General features: G+C 65.5%; 16 protein-coding genes. 9 read left to right on the forward strand and 7 right to left on the reverse strand.

Going from position 1 to position 14916, the window contains the following annotated elements; translation table 11 throughout:
* Positions 1–42: 42 nt before the first annotated feature.
* Both ABFK29_RS16565 and ABFK29_RS16570 read right to left on the reverse strand, forming a co-directional pair.
* Positions 43–255 carry a hypothetical protein gene (locus ABFK29_RS16565; protein WP_005863212.1) on the reverse strand — a complete coding sequence of 71 codons (213 nt, stop codon included), beginning with the start codon at positions 253–255 and terminating at the stop codon, positions 43–45.
* Between the two features lie 47 nt (positions 256–302).
* Positions 303–620 carry a TraR/DksA family transcriptional regulator gene (locus ABFK29_RS16570; protein WP_005863214.1) on the reverse strand — a complete coding sequence of 106 codons (318 nt, stop codon included), beginning with the start codon at positions 618–620 and terminating at the stop codon, positions 303–305.
* A 150-nt stretch (positions 621–770) separates the two neighbouring features.
* On the opposite strand from ABFK29_RS16570, the gene ABFK29_RS16575 reads away from it, so the two are divergent.
* The 4 genes from ABFK29_RS16575 to ABFK29_RS16590 all read left to right on the forward strand — a co-directional run bounded on the left by ABFK29_RS16575 (position 771) and on the right by ABFK29_RS16590 (position 3054).
* The gene (locus tag ABFK29_RS16575) at positions 771–1634 is read left to right on the forward strand and encodes an MBL fold metallo-hydrolase (protein ID WP_005863216.1); all 864 of its coding nucleotides are present in this window, start codon (positions 771–773) and stop codon (positions 1632–1634) included.
* Positions 1635–1754: 120 nt separating this feature from the next.
* On the forward strand, positions 1755–2180 hold the full coding sequence (locus ABFK29_RS16580) for a YeeE/YedE family protein (RefSeq protein ID WP_005863218.1): 426 nt from the start codon (positions 1755–1757) through the stop codon (positions 2178–2180).
* A 1-nt stretch (position 2181) separates the two neighbouring features.
* Positions 2182–2619 carry a DUF6691 family protein gene (locus tag ABFK29_RS16585; RefSeq protein WP_005863220.1) on the forward strand — a complete coding sequence of 146 codons (438 nt, stop codon included), beginning with the start codon at positions 2182–2184 and terminating at the stop codon, positions 2617–2619.
* A gap of 9 nt (positions 2620–2628) precedes the next feature.
* A complete protein-coding gene (locus tag ABFK29_RS16590; protein ID WP_005863222.1) occupies positions 2629–3054 on the forward strand; it encodes a TIGR01244 family sulfur transferase in 426 nt (141 codons plus the stop codon).
* Positions 3055–3104: 50 nt separating this feature from the next.
* Here the strand turns inward: ABFK29_RS16590 and ABFK29_RS16595 are convergent, their stop codons facing one another.
* From ABFK29_RS16595 to ABFK29_RS16615, 5 genes are all read right to left on the reverse strand, one after another.
* Positions 3105–4286 carry a FliM/FliN family flagellar motor switch protein gene (locus ABFK29_RS16595; RefSeq protein ID WP_040605121.1) on the reverse strand — a complete coding sequence of 394 codons (1182 nt, stop codon included), beginning with the start codon at positions 4284–4286 and terminating at the stop codon, positions 3105–3107.
* Between the two features lie 119 nt (positions 4287–4405).
* The gene (locus ABFK29_RS16600; protein ID WP_005863226.1) at positions 4406–7087 is read right to left on the reverse strand and encodes a sensor histidine kinase; all 2682 of its coding nucleotides are present in this window, start codon (positions 7085–7087) and stop codon (positions 4406–4408) included.
* On the reverse strand, positions 7084–7461 hold the full coding sequence (locus ABFK29_RS16605; protein WP_005863228.1) for a hypothetical protein: 378 nt from the start codon (positions 7459–7461) through the stop codon (positions 7084–7086). The genes ABFK29_RS16600 and ABFK29_RS16605 overlap by 4 nt, the downstream gene beginning before the upstream one ends.
* On the reverse strand, positions 7458–7826 hold the full coding sequence (locus tag ABFK29_RS16610) for a response regulator transcription factor (RefSeq protein ID WP_005863230.1): 369 nt from the start codon (positions 7824–7826) through the stop codon (positions 7458–7460). The genes ABFK29_RS16605 and ABFK29_RS16610 overlap by 4 nt, the downstream gene beginning before the upstream one ends.
* Before the next feature lie 149 nt (positions 7827–7975).
* The gene (locus ABFK29_RS16615) at positions 7976–9277 is read right to left on the reverse strand and encodes a helix-turn-helix domain-containing protein (RefSeq protein WP_005863232.1); all 1302 of its coding nucleotides are present in this window, start codon (positions 9275–9277) and stop codon (positions 7976–7978) included.
* Positions 9278–9496: 219 nt separating this feature from the next.
* On the opposite strand from ABFK29_RS16615, the gene ABFK29_RS16620 reads away from it, so the two are divergent.
* From ABFK29_RS16620 to ABFK29_RS16640, 5 genes are all read left to right on the forward strand, one after another.
* Positions 9497–10843, forward strand: a complete 1347-nt coding sequence (locus tag ABFK29_RS16620) for a substrate-binding protein (protein ID WP_005863234.1) — start codon at positions 9497–9499, stop codon at positions 10841–10843.
* Between the two features lie 146 nt (positions 10844–10989).
* A complete protein-coding gene (locus tag ABFK29_RS16625; protein ID WP_005863236.1) occupies positions 10990–11997 on the forward strand; it encodes a branched-chain amino acid ABC transporter permease in 1008 nt (335 codons plus the stop codon).
* Positions 11998–12001: 4 nt separating this feature from the next.
* The gene (locus ABFK29_RS16630) at positions 12002–13198 is read left to right on the forward strand and encodes a branched-chain amino acid ABC transporter permease (protein ID WP_005863238.1); all 1197 of its coding nucleotides are present in this window, start codon (positions 12002–12004) and stop codon (positions 13196–13198) included.
* Between the two features lie 12 nt (positions 13199–13210).
* Positions 13211–13966 (forward strand): ABC transporter ATP-binding protein, encoded by a 756-nt coding sequence (locus tag ABFK29_RS16635; RefSeq protein ID WP_005863240.1) that lies wholly within the window; start codon positions 13211–13213, stop codon positions 13964–13966.
* 100 nt (positions 13967–14066) lie between these two features.
* On the forward strand, positions 14067–14822 hold the full coding sequence (locus ABFK29_RS16640; RefSeq protein ID WP_005863242.1) for an ABC transporter ATP-binding protein: 756 nt from the start codon (positions 14067–14069) through the stop codon (positions 14820–14822).
* Positions 14823–14916: the final 94 nt, after the last annotated feature.

The following is a 14916-nucleotide window of genomic DNA, read 5'->3' on the forward strand; positions in this document are numbered from 1 at the left end:
CGGCCGGAGCGCAGAGCGCAGGCTCGCCTCCGACCGCCCGGGTCAGATCGGCATGTTGTCGAACTGGTCTTCGAGGTCTTCGTCGCGATCCGCCTCGACACGTTTGCGTGCCCAGGCCGGCGCCGGGACGCCCCTGCCTTCCAATTGGCGGACCGCCTGTTCCAGATGGTCGAGCGCCTCTGCCCGGGCGGGACCTTCGGTGTTGTCGATCTCGTCGCGCAGAGCTTTGATCCTGGCCTTGAGTGCCTCGGTCATGGTCGTCCTCCTCTCCTCTCCCACCCGGATCTCCGGGAAACGCCACCTCACCCCGCAGCGCACGCAGCACAGAGAGGCGTCTCCGGGACCGCGTCGAGGCGGGCCGGGTTGATCTCTTCGCCGCATTTCACGCACAGGCCGTATTCACCGCGGGACATGCGCCCCAGCGCGGCCTGGATTCGTGCAACCTCAGATTGGCCGTTTGCGCCGAGTCGCTCAAGGACCTCTTCGCCCTCACGCTCGATCGCCTGGTCTTCCCAGTCCTTCGAATGCTCCGTCCCCAGCGCATCCTCGATCCCGTCGAGGCGTACGCCCAGTTCCCGCAAACGCTTCAGAAGACGTGTTCTCTTGTCGTGATGAGACATGATCCGGGGCCTCCCCGCCCGCAGGTAAAGTCTGCCCGGCCCGGGGACGTTCTGCCTTGATGCAAATCAACGGGCATATGGGACTTGCAACACATTCGGTTTTGCTTATATGTTTTCCGAGACGCAAGGGAATCCTCAGGAGGACCACCGATGAAACCCGAAGTGACCGCCTTTTTCGACGAGGCCACCAACACCATTTCCTATGTCGTTCGCGATCCGAACGGCACCGCCTGCGCCGTGATCGACAGCGTGCTGGACTTCGACTATTCCTCCGGCCGCACCGACACCCGCTCGGCTGACGCGATCATCGCCTTCGTGAAGGAAAAGGGCTTTGACTGCCAGTGGTTGCTGGAAAGCCACGTGCACGCCGACCACCTGAGTGCCGCGCCCTACATCCAGGAGCAGCTGGGCGGCAAAATCGGCATCGGCGACCGGATCACCGTCGTGCAGGACACCTTCGGCAAGGTGTTCAACGAAGGGACGGAGTTCCAGCGCGACGGATCGCAGTTCGACAAGCTTTTCGTCGAAGGCGACAGTTTCCACATCGGCCAGTTGCGTGGCGACGTGCTTCACACGCCCGGTCACACGCCTGCCTGCCTGACCTATGTCATCGGGGACGCGGCGTTTGTCGGCGACACGCTGTTCATGCCGGACTTCGGCACGGCGCGCTGCGACTTCCCGGGCGGTTCGTCCGAGACGCTTTACGATTCCGTGCAGAAGATCCTCGCCCTGCCGGACGAAACCCGTATCTTCGTGGGCCATGACTACAAGGCGCCCGGCCGCGACGACTACGCGTGGGAAACCACGGTGGGCGAGCAGAAGGCGCTGAACGTCCACGTCGGCGGCGGCAAGTCGAAGGAGGACTTCGTGTCCATGCGCGACAGCCGCGATGCCACGCTGGCCATGCCGAAGCTCATCATCCCGTCGCTGCAGGTGAACATGCGCGCGGGCCAGATGCCCCCGGCGGACGATAAGGGCGATGTCTTTCTCAAGGTGCCGGTCAACAAGCTTTGACCGGCGAACCGGCCGCGTTTATCGCCTGCGCCCGCCCTTCACGGACGGGCGTTCGTTGAAACGATGTCTTGCCCCGCTGCGAACCGGGGCATCCGGACGCATTCTCAAGGAAACGCACCAATGCCCATCGACTGGATCTGGGGCCTGATCGGCGGTTTGCTGATCGGCACGGGAGGCGCCGTCTACCTCCTTGGAAACGGCAAGATCATGGGGGCCAGCGGGATCATCGGCGGGCTCGTCGACGGCTCGGGCCGGTCGACCGCCTGGGAACGGATCGTGTTCCTGGCCGGTGTCGCGCTGACTCCCATTCTGCTGATGCCGTTCTACGGCAAGGTCGACACGCACATCACCGACAACATGCTTGTGCTGGCGATTGCCGGCCTGCTGGTCGGTGTCGGCACGCGGTTTGCCAACGGCTGCACCTCGGGCCACGGGGTCTGCGGCATGTCCCGCCTGTCCATCCGCGGCTTTGTCGCGACGGCCTGCTACATTCTCGCCGGCGGCGTCGGCGTGATCCTCTTCCGACACGTTCTTGGAGTGATCTGACATGCTTCGCCATCTGATCGCGCTCATCGCAGGCAGCCTGTTCGGGGCGGGCCTGTTCATCTCCGGCATGACCGACACCGCGAAAGTGCAGGGCTGGCTGGACGTTTTCGGCGCATGGGACCCGACGCTGGCCTTCGTGATGGGCGGCGCGATGATCCCCATGGCGTTGGCCTGGATCGTGCGCAACCGACGCACCACCGCGCTGACCGGCGCGCCGCTGCCGCCCCCGGCGTCGAAACAGATCGACAGCAAGCTGATCCTCGGCTCTTTGCTGTTCGGTGTCGGCTGGGGCCTTGCGGGGCTTTGCCCGGGACCGTCCATCGCATCGCTGAGCTACGGCGGAGCCGGACTTTACGTCTTTGTCGCGGCGATGCTGACCGGCATGATCCTTGCGCCGGCGCTGCGGGCGCGGCTGGACAAGCCCGTTCCGGCGGAATAAGTCTGCGACATGACACCGCGCATTCTCACCGACACCTACCATGTGTCGCCGCAGATCTCGCCCGAGGACGCGGCGGCCATCCGTGACGCCGGCTACGTCATGGTTCTGGACAACCGGCCCGACGCCGAGGTGCCGCCGGAATTTCAGACCGACGCCATGCGCGAAGCGATGGAAGCGGCGGGCCTTCGGTTCGAGGCCCTGCCCCTGACGCACCAGACCATGAACGCGGAAAACATCGTGACGCAGGCCGACCTTGTCGCCAGCGCCGACGGTCCGGTCCTGGCCTACTGTGCGTCAGGCACCCGTTGCACCGTGATCTGGGCGCTGGCCAATGTCGAGAGCATGGGCACCGACGCCGTTCTGGCGACAGCCGCGCAGGCAGGCTACGACATTTCCGGTCTGCGTCCGACGCTGGATGCGCTGGCCGAAAAGTAGGCCAAGCCTGCCAACGGCACGTTCCCGGGCGGCATGTCCCGGCCCCCGGATTACTCGTTGAAGTCGATCTCCATCGGGGCGGTGGCGAAACCGCCGAAATCCTCTGCCTCTTCCCCCTCCTCGCCTTCGGACATCACGCTTTCAAAGTCGAAATCGTTGTTATCGCCGAAATCCATCGGCGGCAGGTCGGGCAGATCCTCCGACATGGTGGGGCCATCGTCGGTCATCCCGGGCAGGTCCGGGAGGCCCGTCTCGCCGTCCCCCGCCCCCGGCAGCGAAAGCTGTCCATTGCCGAAATCGCCGCCGAAGTCCGCACCGGTATCGGAAGAGCCGCCCGCGGGGACGGCCAGCGTCGCGGGTCCGAGCACCGGCCATGTCAACCGGACCGCGCGGGCGCCGTTCAACTGGCCCATCCGTCCCTTGGCCACCATGTGACCGCGCCCGGCAATGATTTCCACCCGGTCGAGCGCGTCTTTCGACAGTTTCAGCACGTCGCCCGGTTTCAGCGTCTGCGCCCGGGAGAGCGGCAGCGTGATACGCGACAGGACCGCGTCCAGCCGGGCGGGAACGCGGTCGAGGATCGCCGCATGGGGACCGGCCGCGTCGGCCCCGCCCTGCTCCGCCGACCGTGGCACAGGCTTTCGTTCCGGCAGGATGAAACTGAGGCAGCCCTTGCGACGTCCGAGCGCCAGATCGACCTGCGCCCGAAACGCGCGATAGCCCGCCGCATCCAGCAACAGGCTGGCAGAGCGGGCATCTTCCAGCATGGCCCCGAAGCGGAAGCCCTGAAGCATCTCGCCGATGGGGCTGTCGGCAAGCGCGCCCGCCATGCTGTGCAGCGTGCCGTCGATCAGCGGAGCGATCATCGCGGCATCGGTCTGCGTCAGCACGCGATCCTCGTCCACGGGCATCTGCGTGACCTGCTGGATGGTCTGCACCTCGACCACGCCGGTCATCACCTGCCGGTCGACGGAGGCAAGGCCGATGGTCCCGTCAGGCCCGTCGAGCAGGACCAAGAGGTCCTTGGCCGACAACCCCTCGACCACGCCGTCCTGATCCAGCGATTCGACGGTGACGGACTGGGTGACGAGCGCGAGATCCCACATGACGTCGGCGGTGCGCGACAGCGCGCGCCGCAGCGCCTTTGCGGGCGACATACCGCGCGCTTCGTACGCACGCTGTGCCGCTTGCGCCTTCTGGCCCAATACGTCGTCTCGTGCCCCGTCAGCCATTTAAGGTTGAGTCCGTCATCAACTGCCTCCAACCCTCCTTATCTGCGGATTTGGTTACCAACCGCTTTAACGAAGTGTTTTTTGGCAGGTGCAGAAAGAAATCGCCGCAGCGCGACGGGTCATTGCGCCGCCATCTGCCGGGGCAAAGGCAAATCGACGCGAAAGGCCGCGCCGTTGTGGTCCTGGAGGTAAGTGATCTCGCCCCCGAGACGCGCCACGATCTGGCGGCAGATGGCCAGCCCCAGCCCGGCGCCGCCGGCTTTCTGGTCGCTGACACGGGCAAATTTCTCGAAGATCACATCGCGGGCCTCGGGGGCCACGCCGGACCCGTTATCAATGAAATCGACGTGCAGCCGGTCGCCTGCGCCGTGTACCCGGATGTCCAGTTCGGGGCTGTCGGCATCACAATACTTGCGTGCGTTTGCCACAAGGTTGATGAAAACCTGGCTCAGCCGTTCGAGGTCGGTGTGCAGCCAGACCTGTTCGTCCGCCTTTTGCCGCAGGACCTTCAGCCGGGCGCCATCGTCGGCCAGCGCGGCCGCCACGGCGCGGTCGATGACATCCGAGAGCCGCCCTCCGGTCACGTTCAGGCTGACCTGACCGTTCTCCAGCACCGAGAGGTCGAGGAGGTCGTCCAACAGTCGCGTCAGGCGGATCGCCTCTTCGTAGATGATCGAGGCATAGCGGTTCTGGTCGGTGCGGCTCAGGCCCTCGGTATCGCGCAGGATCTCGGAAAACGCGCGGATGGAGGTCATCGGCGTGCGCAGCTCATGGCTGATCTGGCTGAGGAAGGCGTCCTTCTGCACCGAGAGCCGCGTTAGCTTGTCGTTGGCGGCGCGCAGTTCGGCGGCGGTCCGTGCCAGTTCGCGCGACTGGGTTTCGAGCCGGGCGGAGTACTCCATCATCTGCGCGGTCTCGTCGGCCACGGCCATCAGGTCCTCGACCGAGACGGCCATGCCGCCGACGATCTGCCCGACCATGGCGTGGGCCGTCGCCGCCCCCACCGACCCGGCCAGCGTCCGTTCCAGCCGTTGCAGGAATTCCGGAGTCGGTGCCGGGAGATGCCCTTCGGTGCCCTGCCGCTCGGCCTCGCGCCGGAAGAGATCGCGGGCATCCTGCGCCCCGAGGATGCGCTGCGCCATGATCATCAGGTCCTCGGTCTGCGCGGTGCCGTGAAGCCAGCTTCGGGCGCCGCCCTGCGCCTGCTGGATGTTGACGAATTGCGCCCCCTGCAACCGTTCGAGCGGCGAAGGGAAGGAAAAGACCGACACCGCGAAGAACGCCACGGTGTTGAGCATCAGCGACCAGAAAACCGCGTGCAGCAGCGTATCCATGCCGGAGATGCCGAACAGCGCCTCGGGGCGCAGCCAGCCGATGCCAAGCGGACCCTCGGTGAACCAAGTCGCCGGAACGAGGTTCCCGGCCCCCAGCGACGGCAGGTAAAGGGTGTAGAGCCAGGTCGCGAAGCCGATGGTCAGCCCCGCCAGCGCCCCGCTGCGGGTCGCCCCCCGCCAGAAGATGCCGCCCAACATGGCGGGCAGCACCTGTGCCACGCCGGTGAAGCTGACAAGGCCGATGGTCGCCAGCGCCGCCCCCCCGCCCGACAGCGCATAGTAGAGGTAGCCCAGCAGCAGCACGCCGCCGATGGAGAGGCGACGGGACAACAGGACGACGTTGCGCACGTCGCCGGAGACCGAGGCCGTGCCGCGCCGGAGCTCCAGCCAGATCGGCATGACGATGTGGTTCGACACCATGGTCGACAGCGCGATGGCGGCGACGATGACCATGGAGGTCGCGGAAGAGAAGCCGCCGAGAAAGGTCAGCAGCGCCAACCCGTTCTGGCCCTGGCTGAGCGGCAGGGTCAGCACGAAGAGGTCGGGGTTTGCGCCCGCAGGCAGGTGAGTCATGCCGATCACCGCGATGGGCATGACGAAGAAGCTCATCAGCATCATGTAGAGCGGGAAGGCCCAGGCCGCGGTGCGCAACTGCGCGTCGTTGTCGTTTTCGACCACCAACACCTGGAACATGCGCGGCAGGCACAGGAAGGCTGCCGCCGACAGCAGCATGAGCCCCGCCCAGCGTCCGCCGTCCACCTGCCATTGCCCGAGATCGGAGGCGTCGATGCGGGCAAGCGTTTCGGAGACGCCCCCCGCCATGCCCCAGACCACGAAGCTGCCAACGGCGAGAAGCGCTGTCAGCTTGACCACCGCCTCGACCGCGATGGCCATGACCACGCCGTGGTGGCGTTCGTTGGAATCGAGGTTGCGGGTGCCGAAGATGACGGTGAACACCGCAAGCCCCACGGCCACCCAGAAGGCGGTGGTGTCGGCCCGCCCCTCGCTGCCGGCGTCGAGGCGGGTGAAGACCTCCACCGAAAGGGTGACGGACTGGAGCTGAAGCGCGATGTAGGGGGTTGTCCCGACGACGGCGAGGATGGTGACGCCCACGCCCAACAGGTTCGACTTGCCATAGCGCGACGAGATCAGGTCGGCGACGGACGTGATCCGCTGCGACCGGGCGATGCGCACAAGCTTGCGCAGGATCCACCACCAGCCGATCATCACAAGGCTGGGGCCGAGGTAGATCGTCAGGTATTCGAGCCCGGTGCGCGCCGCCGATCCGACCGCACCATAGAAGGTCCATCCGGTGCAGTAGATCGACAGCGACAGCGTGTAGACCACCGGGGAGCGCAGCCACGCTCCCCGCCCGCGCGCCGCCGAGCGTTCCGCGAAGAAGGCCACGCTGAACAGCAGCGCCACATAGGCCAGCGAAATGGCCGCGAGCGCGTTGAGCGTATTCACCGCCGCGCCTCCGGGCGGTCCGGGGCGCTGTTGCGCCTGATGGCGAAGATCAGCAGACCGGTGGCGACCGGCAGCGCCACCCAGACCGAGAAGATGTAGATCAGTGCCTGCGATGTGCTGACCGGCTCATCCGCGCCGCGCCACAGCAGCGGCAACCACCACAAAGCGAGACCCAGGAAGGGCAGCCCGCAAGCGGCATCGACCATGCGGCGGCGGCGAAACGTCTGGCGTTCGACGAACTGCGGCATCCGCCGGGGCATCGGTGCGGTGTAGCGGTATTCCGTCCCGTCCAGGGAGGTTGGCGGCCATGTCTCGGACGCGCGGCGCTGCCGCCCCTCGGACGGTCCGTCTTCGGGCCCGGGCCCGGAGGTCATGTCCCCGAAAGCGACCGCACCGCATCGAGCACTTCGGCGTTCGAGAACGGCTTGGTCATGAAACGGCTGGCGCCTGCGCGTTCGGCCATTTCGCGGTCCTTGTTCTGGCCCCGCGCGGTGAGCATCAGGATCGGCAGCGACGCAAAGGTCGCGTCCTCACGCAGTTCCCGCAGGATCTCGAATCCTGACCGCCCCGGCAGCATCGCATCGAGAATGACGACGTCCGGCGCACGGTCGCGCACCGTCTGGACCGCGGTTTCTCCGTTCGAGTGGGAAAACACCTGCCACCCCTCACGCGCAAGAATGAACTTGATCGCCTCGATGATGTTCGGTTCGTCTTCGATCAGAAGAACCTGTCCGTTCATACCTCACCCCTTAACCCTGCCGGCCCCAGGGACTGGGTCCTCCCCCCGCAAGTGAGAAGATTGTATGACTTTTGCAAACCGGGTGTCAAAACGCCTTTGGCGCGTTGGAAACAAAATTGCGCAGGCGGCAGGGCGGCCATGCGCCAAATTCAACGGGAAGAGAGGATCGACGGCTCCCTGCGGCCCGGACAGGCGCTGCGGGAACAGATCCGGCAGGAGGCCCCGACCTCGGCCGGGGGTGTGCTGTCGCCGCGATCCGGCGGGGCGAGACGCACCATCATGTGCGACTCGTAGAGCGGATCGGCATTGACGGCGAGACCGCCGGTCAGCGTCGCCTGCGCATCGGCCCAGATCACCGCATTGGCACGTCCCGCCTGCACCAGCGGCGCAGTCAGGACGACATGCGGCCGGTTCAGCGCCTTGTAGAGCGGCCAGAGCGGACAGGCCGCCCCAAAGCGCGGCATCGGGAAGTCCGGCAGCGGCTTGCGGTAGGAGAGCACGCCGGACCCGTCGCATATCGCCAGCCCCACCGGATTCGGCAGGATGTCATCCGGCATCGCGGCAAGGCGGCGCATGATGCGGGCGGGTTCAGCCCGAAGGTCGCGCGCCAGCGCTACCGGATCGGGGCCATGACGCTTGATCGCCGGGCGCAGCACGTCGATGGGCAGGGCGCGCGCGTCGTCGGCGTAACGTTCGAGCCAGGGGCGGAGCAATGCCCGCGCCGTCCCGGACATGCCCTTGCCCAGCCGCGCGAGGGCGGCTGCGGTGTCGGGGTCGGTTTCCAGTTCCGGCACGTGGTGCCCGGCGGCCTCCAGCGCGGTGTCCAGTTCCTCCTGCGGGGTGCCGGTCTCGGTCGCCTGTGCGTTGTCGGCCTCCAGGTAGGTGACAAGCCCGCGAGAGGTTTCGGCAAGCCGCCCCGAATCCTCGTAGATGTTGCGGTGGAACCGGGTCTGCCACTCCTGGTCGATGTCGCCCGGTTCGGCCAGGATCGACGCGGCGGAGCGGATAGCCGTCACGGTCGAGAGCATCTCGTGCAGCGAAGCGGCCAGTTGCGGGTCGTGGGTCATGCGGTCGTTCAGCACCTCGACGGAGCGTTCGAGCTGCTGCACCCGCGCGCGGGTTGCCACCAGAAGGTCGGCCCACCCGGGAAAGCGCCCGGCGAATTCGTCGGTGCGGTCGAGTTCGGCACCGGCGTCGGGAAGGTCGGACGCGGCTTCCCGCAGGCCGGCGATGAGGGCGGCCCCTGCCCCTTCGGTCAGGTGGGTCGGCTCCACCGAAAGAGCATCGGCGATTTCGAGCAGCAACTTGCCGCCGATTCTGCGGCGGTTGTGCTCGATAAGGTTCAGATAGGAGGCGGAAATCCCGGCAATCTTTGCAAGCTCTGATTGTCTCATGCCCTGAGCGATCCGCTTTTCGCGAATCCGCGAGCCCGTCAGAGTGTCCCTCGGCATAGCCGTTCCTTTGCGTAATCAATCACTTTCTGCGGCGCGACATAAACGAGTTTACAGTAAATTACGGACCACTTTTCAAGAATTGACAAAAAAACCCTTAACGTAAAGGGAGTTGTTGCGCGATTTTCCGCTGTGACCCCATAGTACCTTTGCACTAAGGTGCGCGTCGCCGCGTTGAGGAGCGCAGGCAACGCATTTCATGAAAATTGGGAGGATTTAATGTCCAAAACCGATCTGACTCGCCGTGGCGTGCTCCGGTCCGGAGCCATCGGCGGCGCCGGTCTTGCGCTGCCGACGATCTTCACCGCGTCCTCGGCCTCCGCGTTCACCAACGAGCCGACCGGCGACACCGTCACCCTTGGTTTCAACGTCCCGCAGACCGGCCCCTACGCCGACGAGGGCGCGGACGAGCTGCGCGCCTACGAACTGGCGGTCGAGCATCTGAACGGCGGCGGCGACGGCGGCATGCTGAACACCTTCTCGTCGAAGGCGCTGGAAGGCTCCGGCATCCTGGGCAAGAAGGTCGAATACGTGACCGGCGACACCCAGACAAAGTCGGACGCCGCACGCGCATCGGCCAAGTCGATGATCGAAAAGGACGGCGCGATCATGATCACCGGCGGGTCGTCGTCGGGCGTGGCGGTCGCGGTGCAGGGTCTCTGCCAAGAGGCGGGCGTCATCTTCATGGCGGGCCTGACCCACTCCAACGACACCACCGGCAAGGACAAGAAGGCCAACGGTTTCCGTCACTTCTTCAACGCGTACATGTCCGCCGCCGCGCTGGCGCCGGTGCTGAAGAACCTCTACGGCGAGGACCGCAAGGCCTACCACCTGACCGCAGACTACACCTGGGGCTGGACACAGCAGGAATCGATCGCCGCGGCGACCGAGGCGATGGGCTGGGAAACCGTCGAGAACGTGCTGACGCCGCTGGCGGCGACTGACTTCTCCTCTTACATCGCGCCGGTCCTGAACTCGGGCGCGGACGTGCTGGTGCTGAACCACTACGGCGGAAACATGGTCAACTCGCTGACCAACGCCGTGCAGTTCGGCCTGCGCAACAAGGAAGTGAACGGCAAGAACTTCGAGATCGTCGTGCCGCTGTTCTCGCGCCTGATGGCACGCGGCGCGGGCGAGAACATCAAGGGCATCGTCGGTTCGACCAACTGGCACTGGTCGCTGCAGGACGAGGGATCGAAGGCGTTCGTGAAGTCCTTCGGCACCAAGTACGGCTTCCCGCCGTCCCAGGCCGCGCACACCTGCTACGTGCAGACGCTGCTGTATGCGGACGCCGTTCAGCGCGCCGGTTCGTTCAACCCCTGTGACGTCGCGGCCGCGCTGGAAGGCTTCGAGTTCGACGGCATGGGCAATGGCCCGACCCTCTACCGTGCCGCGGACCACCAGTGCTTCAAGGACGTGCTGGTCGTGAAGGGGAAGGAGAACCCGACCTCCGAGTTCGACCTTCTGGAAGTGGTCGAAGTCACCCCGGCCGCACAGGTCACCTATCCGCCGGATCACCCGATGTTCGCCGGCGGCCAGCTGGGGTCCTGCAACCCGGGCGCCTGACGAGTGCGAAGGGGGCGTGTCCCCACGCCCCCGACAGCATCGCGGCCCATCGGGCTGCACCTGCACTCTGACTTTGTCACCTCTCCCCTTCGTCCTCTGACCGCGCGTCGGAGGGCTTCTCCACACTCAATGCAAAGGTGGGGTCCATGGACGCAATCCTGCTTCAAATTCTCAACGGGCTCGACAAGGGCTCGGCCTATGCGCTGATCGCGCTCGGCCTGACGCTGATCTTCGGCACGCTTGGCGTGGTGAACTTCGCGCACGGTGCGCTGTTCATGATCGGTGCCTTCTGCGCCGTCACCATGCAACGGCTGTTCGGCCTGTCGTTCGAGACGGTCGACCCGGACAAGACCGACTTCCTCGGCAACCCGCTGAAGGTCAAGACGCCCTACCTGGAGTCCTGGTTCGGTCCCGAAGTGGGCGGTGCGCTGATCGACTGGTCCGTGCCGCTGGCGATCCTGCTGGCCATCCCGGTCATGCTGATCATCGGCTACGTGATGGAGCGCGGCCTCATCAAGCACTTCTACAAGCGTCCGCATGCCGACCAGATCCTCGTGACCTTCGGTCTTGCCATCGTGCTTCAGGAACTCATCAAGCACTACTACGGCGCCAACCCGATCCAGACGCCCGCCCCCGAGGCGCTGGCCGGGGTCGCACAGCTTCTGCCCGGCGTGGTCTATCCGATCTGGCGGATCGTCTACTTCTGCTTCGCGGTGCTGATCATCGGCGCGGTCTTCGCCTTCTTGCAGTTCACCACCTTCGGGATGGTCGTCCGCGCGGGCATGGCCGACCGCGAGACCGTGGGCCTTCTGGGCATCGACATCGACAAGCGGTTCACCCTGATGTTCGGAATGGCCGCCGCGGTGGCGGGCCTGGCCGGCGTGATGTACGGGCCGATCAACGCCCCGAACTACCACATGGGGATGGACTTCCTCGTGCTGTCGTTCGTCGTGGTCGTGGTCGGCGGCATGGGCTCTCTGCCGGGCGCCGTCGCAGCCGGGTTCCTACTGGGCATCCTGGAAAGCTTCGCCTCGACGACCTGGGCGACCACCACGATCCCCGGCATCAACCAGATCATCATATACCTCGTCGCCATCATCATCCTGCTGACCCGTCCGCGCGGTCTGATGGGACGCAAAGGCGTGATGGAGTAAACCTATGTTCGGACTAGACAAAAAAGACGGCACCCTGCTGATCATCGTCGCCATCCTGACGATGTGCGCACCCTTCATCCTGAACCCCTTCCCCGCCGACAGCGCCATGGCGCAGTTCAACGCGGGCTACCCTGACCTGATGCAGCGGTTCGTGATCTTCGGGATCTTCGCCATCGGCTTCAACATCCTGTTCGGCCTGACCGGCTATCTGTCCTTCGGGCACGCCGCCTTCCTCGGCGTGGGCTCCTATTCGGCGGTCTGGATGTTCAAGCTGCTGTCGATGAACATCCTTCCGGCGATCATCCTGTCGGTCATCATCGCGGGGCTGTTCGCGCTGGTCATCGGCTTCGTGTCGCTGCGGCGGTCGGGGATCTACTTCTCCATCCTGACGCTGGCCTTCGCGCAGATGTCCTTTGCGCTGGCCTATTCCGTGCTGACGCCGATCACCAACGGCGAGACGGGCCTGCAGGTGACGCTGGACGACCCGCGGATCCTGGGCATGTCCGCCACGGCGGACGGCTCCATCCCCGTGACCAACCTCTTCGGACTGGAGATGCGCGCGGCCTACGACATGGCCGTCGGCCCGTGGTCCTTCACCTTCTCGGCCGGCTACTACGTCTGCGCGGTGATCCTGTTGATCGCCTTCTACCTGTCGATCCGCATCTTCCGCTCGCCCTTCGGCATGATGCTGCGGGCGATCAAGTCCAACCAGACCCGCATGAACTACACGGGCCTGAACCCGAAGCCCTACACGCTGGCGGCCTTCGTGATCTCCGGCATGTACGCCGGTCTCGCGGGTGGGCTTCTGGCAGCAATGGACCCGCTGGCAGGCGCCGAGCGGATGCAGTGGACGGCGTCGGGCGAGGTGGTGCTGATGACCATCCTCGGCGGCGCGGGCACGCTGATCGGCCCGGTGCTGGGCGCTGGCATGATCAAGTACTTCGAAAACATCTTTTCGAAGATCAACGAGGCCACGCTGCACGGCTGGTTCGACTTCCTGCCGGAGCCGCTGGAAAACGCCACCGTCTGGGTGCTTGAGCACTTCGTGGGCGCGGGCTGGCACCTGACACTCGGCGTGATCTTCATGCTTGTCGTGATCTTCCTGCCCGGCGGGCTGGTGGAGGGCGGACAGCGCATCGGACGCCTGTTCGGACGCAAGAAGGCGGCCACCAAGGCTGCCGAAACCAAGCCTGCCGAATAAGGAGAGCGGACCATGGGCATTCTTGAAGTCAAGGACGTGGGCAAGCGCTTCGGCGGTCTGAAGGCGCTGAGCGATGTCAACCTGAGCGTGGCGGAGAACACCTGCCACGCGATCATCGGGCCGAACGGCGCGGGCAAGTCGACGCTGCTGAACTGTCTCGTCGGCAAGCTGATCCCCGACACCGGATCGGTGATGTTCGACGGGCAGTCGGTGCTGGGACGCTCCCCGCACGAGATCAACCAGATGGGCATCAGCCGTGTCTTCCAGACTCCGGAGATCTTCGGCGACCTGACGGTGATGGAGAACATGATGATCCCGCTGTTCGCCCGCCGCGACGGCTCCTACCGGCTGCACGCCATCGAGTCGGTGGCCAGCGAGAAGGACCTGACCCAGCAGGCCGAACAGATGCTGGACGAGGTGAACATGCTGGACAAGCGCCACATGCACTCAGCCTCGATGTCACGCGGCGACAAACGCCGGCTGGAGATGGCGATGTGCCTCATCCAGCGGCCGAAACTCCTGCTGCTGGACGAACCGACCGCCGGGATGGCACGCGCCGACACCAACAACACCATCGACCTGCTGAAGCAGATCAAGGAAGAGCGCGACATCACCATCGCCATCATCGAACACGACATGCACGTGGTGTTCTCCCTTGCCGACCGGATCACGGTGCTGGCGCAGGGCACGCCGCTGGTCGAGGACACGCCCGAGAACATCAAGGGCCATCCCAAGGTGAAGGAAGCCTACCTGGGCGAAGCCGCCTGACCCCCCGGGCGGGGCGGCGCACAGCCCCGCCCTACCCCATGTCGCGCCATATCGTAGGGCGGGGCTATGCGCCGCCTCCCCTCTCCGAAAGGACCTACAGATGAACGTCCGTCCCGACTTTTCCAAACACGCCAACCACGCCGAAACCGCGCCCGCGTTCCTGTCCGTATGGGACATGCACTCCTACTACGGCGAGAGCTACATCGTGCAGGGTATCTCGTTCAACGTGCACGAAGGTGAGATCCTCGCCCTGCTGGGCCGCAACGGCGCCGGCAAGACAACCACGTTGCGCTCCATCGCCCGGCTCGACAATCCGCAGGTGATGAAGGGCGAGATCTGGCTGGATCACCAGCCGCTGCACACCATGCGATCGCATCAGGCGGCGGTGGCGGGTCTTGGCCTCGTGCCCGAAGACCGGCGCATCATCCCCGGCCTGACGGTCGAGGAGAACCTGCAACTGGCGCAGATCGCACCGCCGATCGGCTGGTCGCTCGACCGCCTTTACGAACTGTTCCCGCGTCTGGGCGAGCGCCGCAGACAGGAGGGCGTGACCCTCTCCGGCGGCGAACAGCAGATGCTGGCCATCGCCCGGGCGTTGGCGCGCGACATCAAGGTGTTGCTGCTGGACGAACCCTACGAGGGCCTTGCCCCGGTCATCGTCGACGAGATCGAAAAGACCCTGCGCCACATCAAGGAACAGGGCATGACCACGATCATCGTCGAACAGAACGCCGTTCGGGCCCTGCAACTGGCCGACCGCGCGGTGATCCTCGACACCGGCAGCATCGTCTACGACGGCTCTGCCGCCGAGGTGCTGGAGAACGAATCCCTGCGGGCGGAGTATCTGGCGATCTGATCCGGCGCCGCGGTCCCGCCCCGGGCACACGACCAACGAACCACTTGATTTCAGGGGCGGGGAGGTTTTCCCTGCCCCTGACCGATTTGGGAGG

Origin of the sequence: Sagittula stellata E-37, from assembly GCF_039724765.1 — a bacterium.
GTDB lineage: Bacteria > Pseudomonadota > Alphaproteobacteria > Rhodobacterales > Rhodobacteraceae > Sagittula > Sagittula stellata.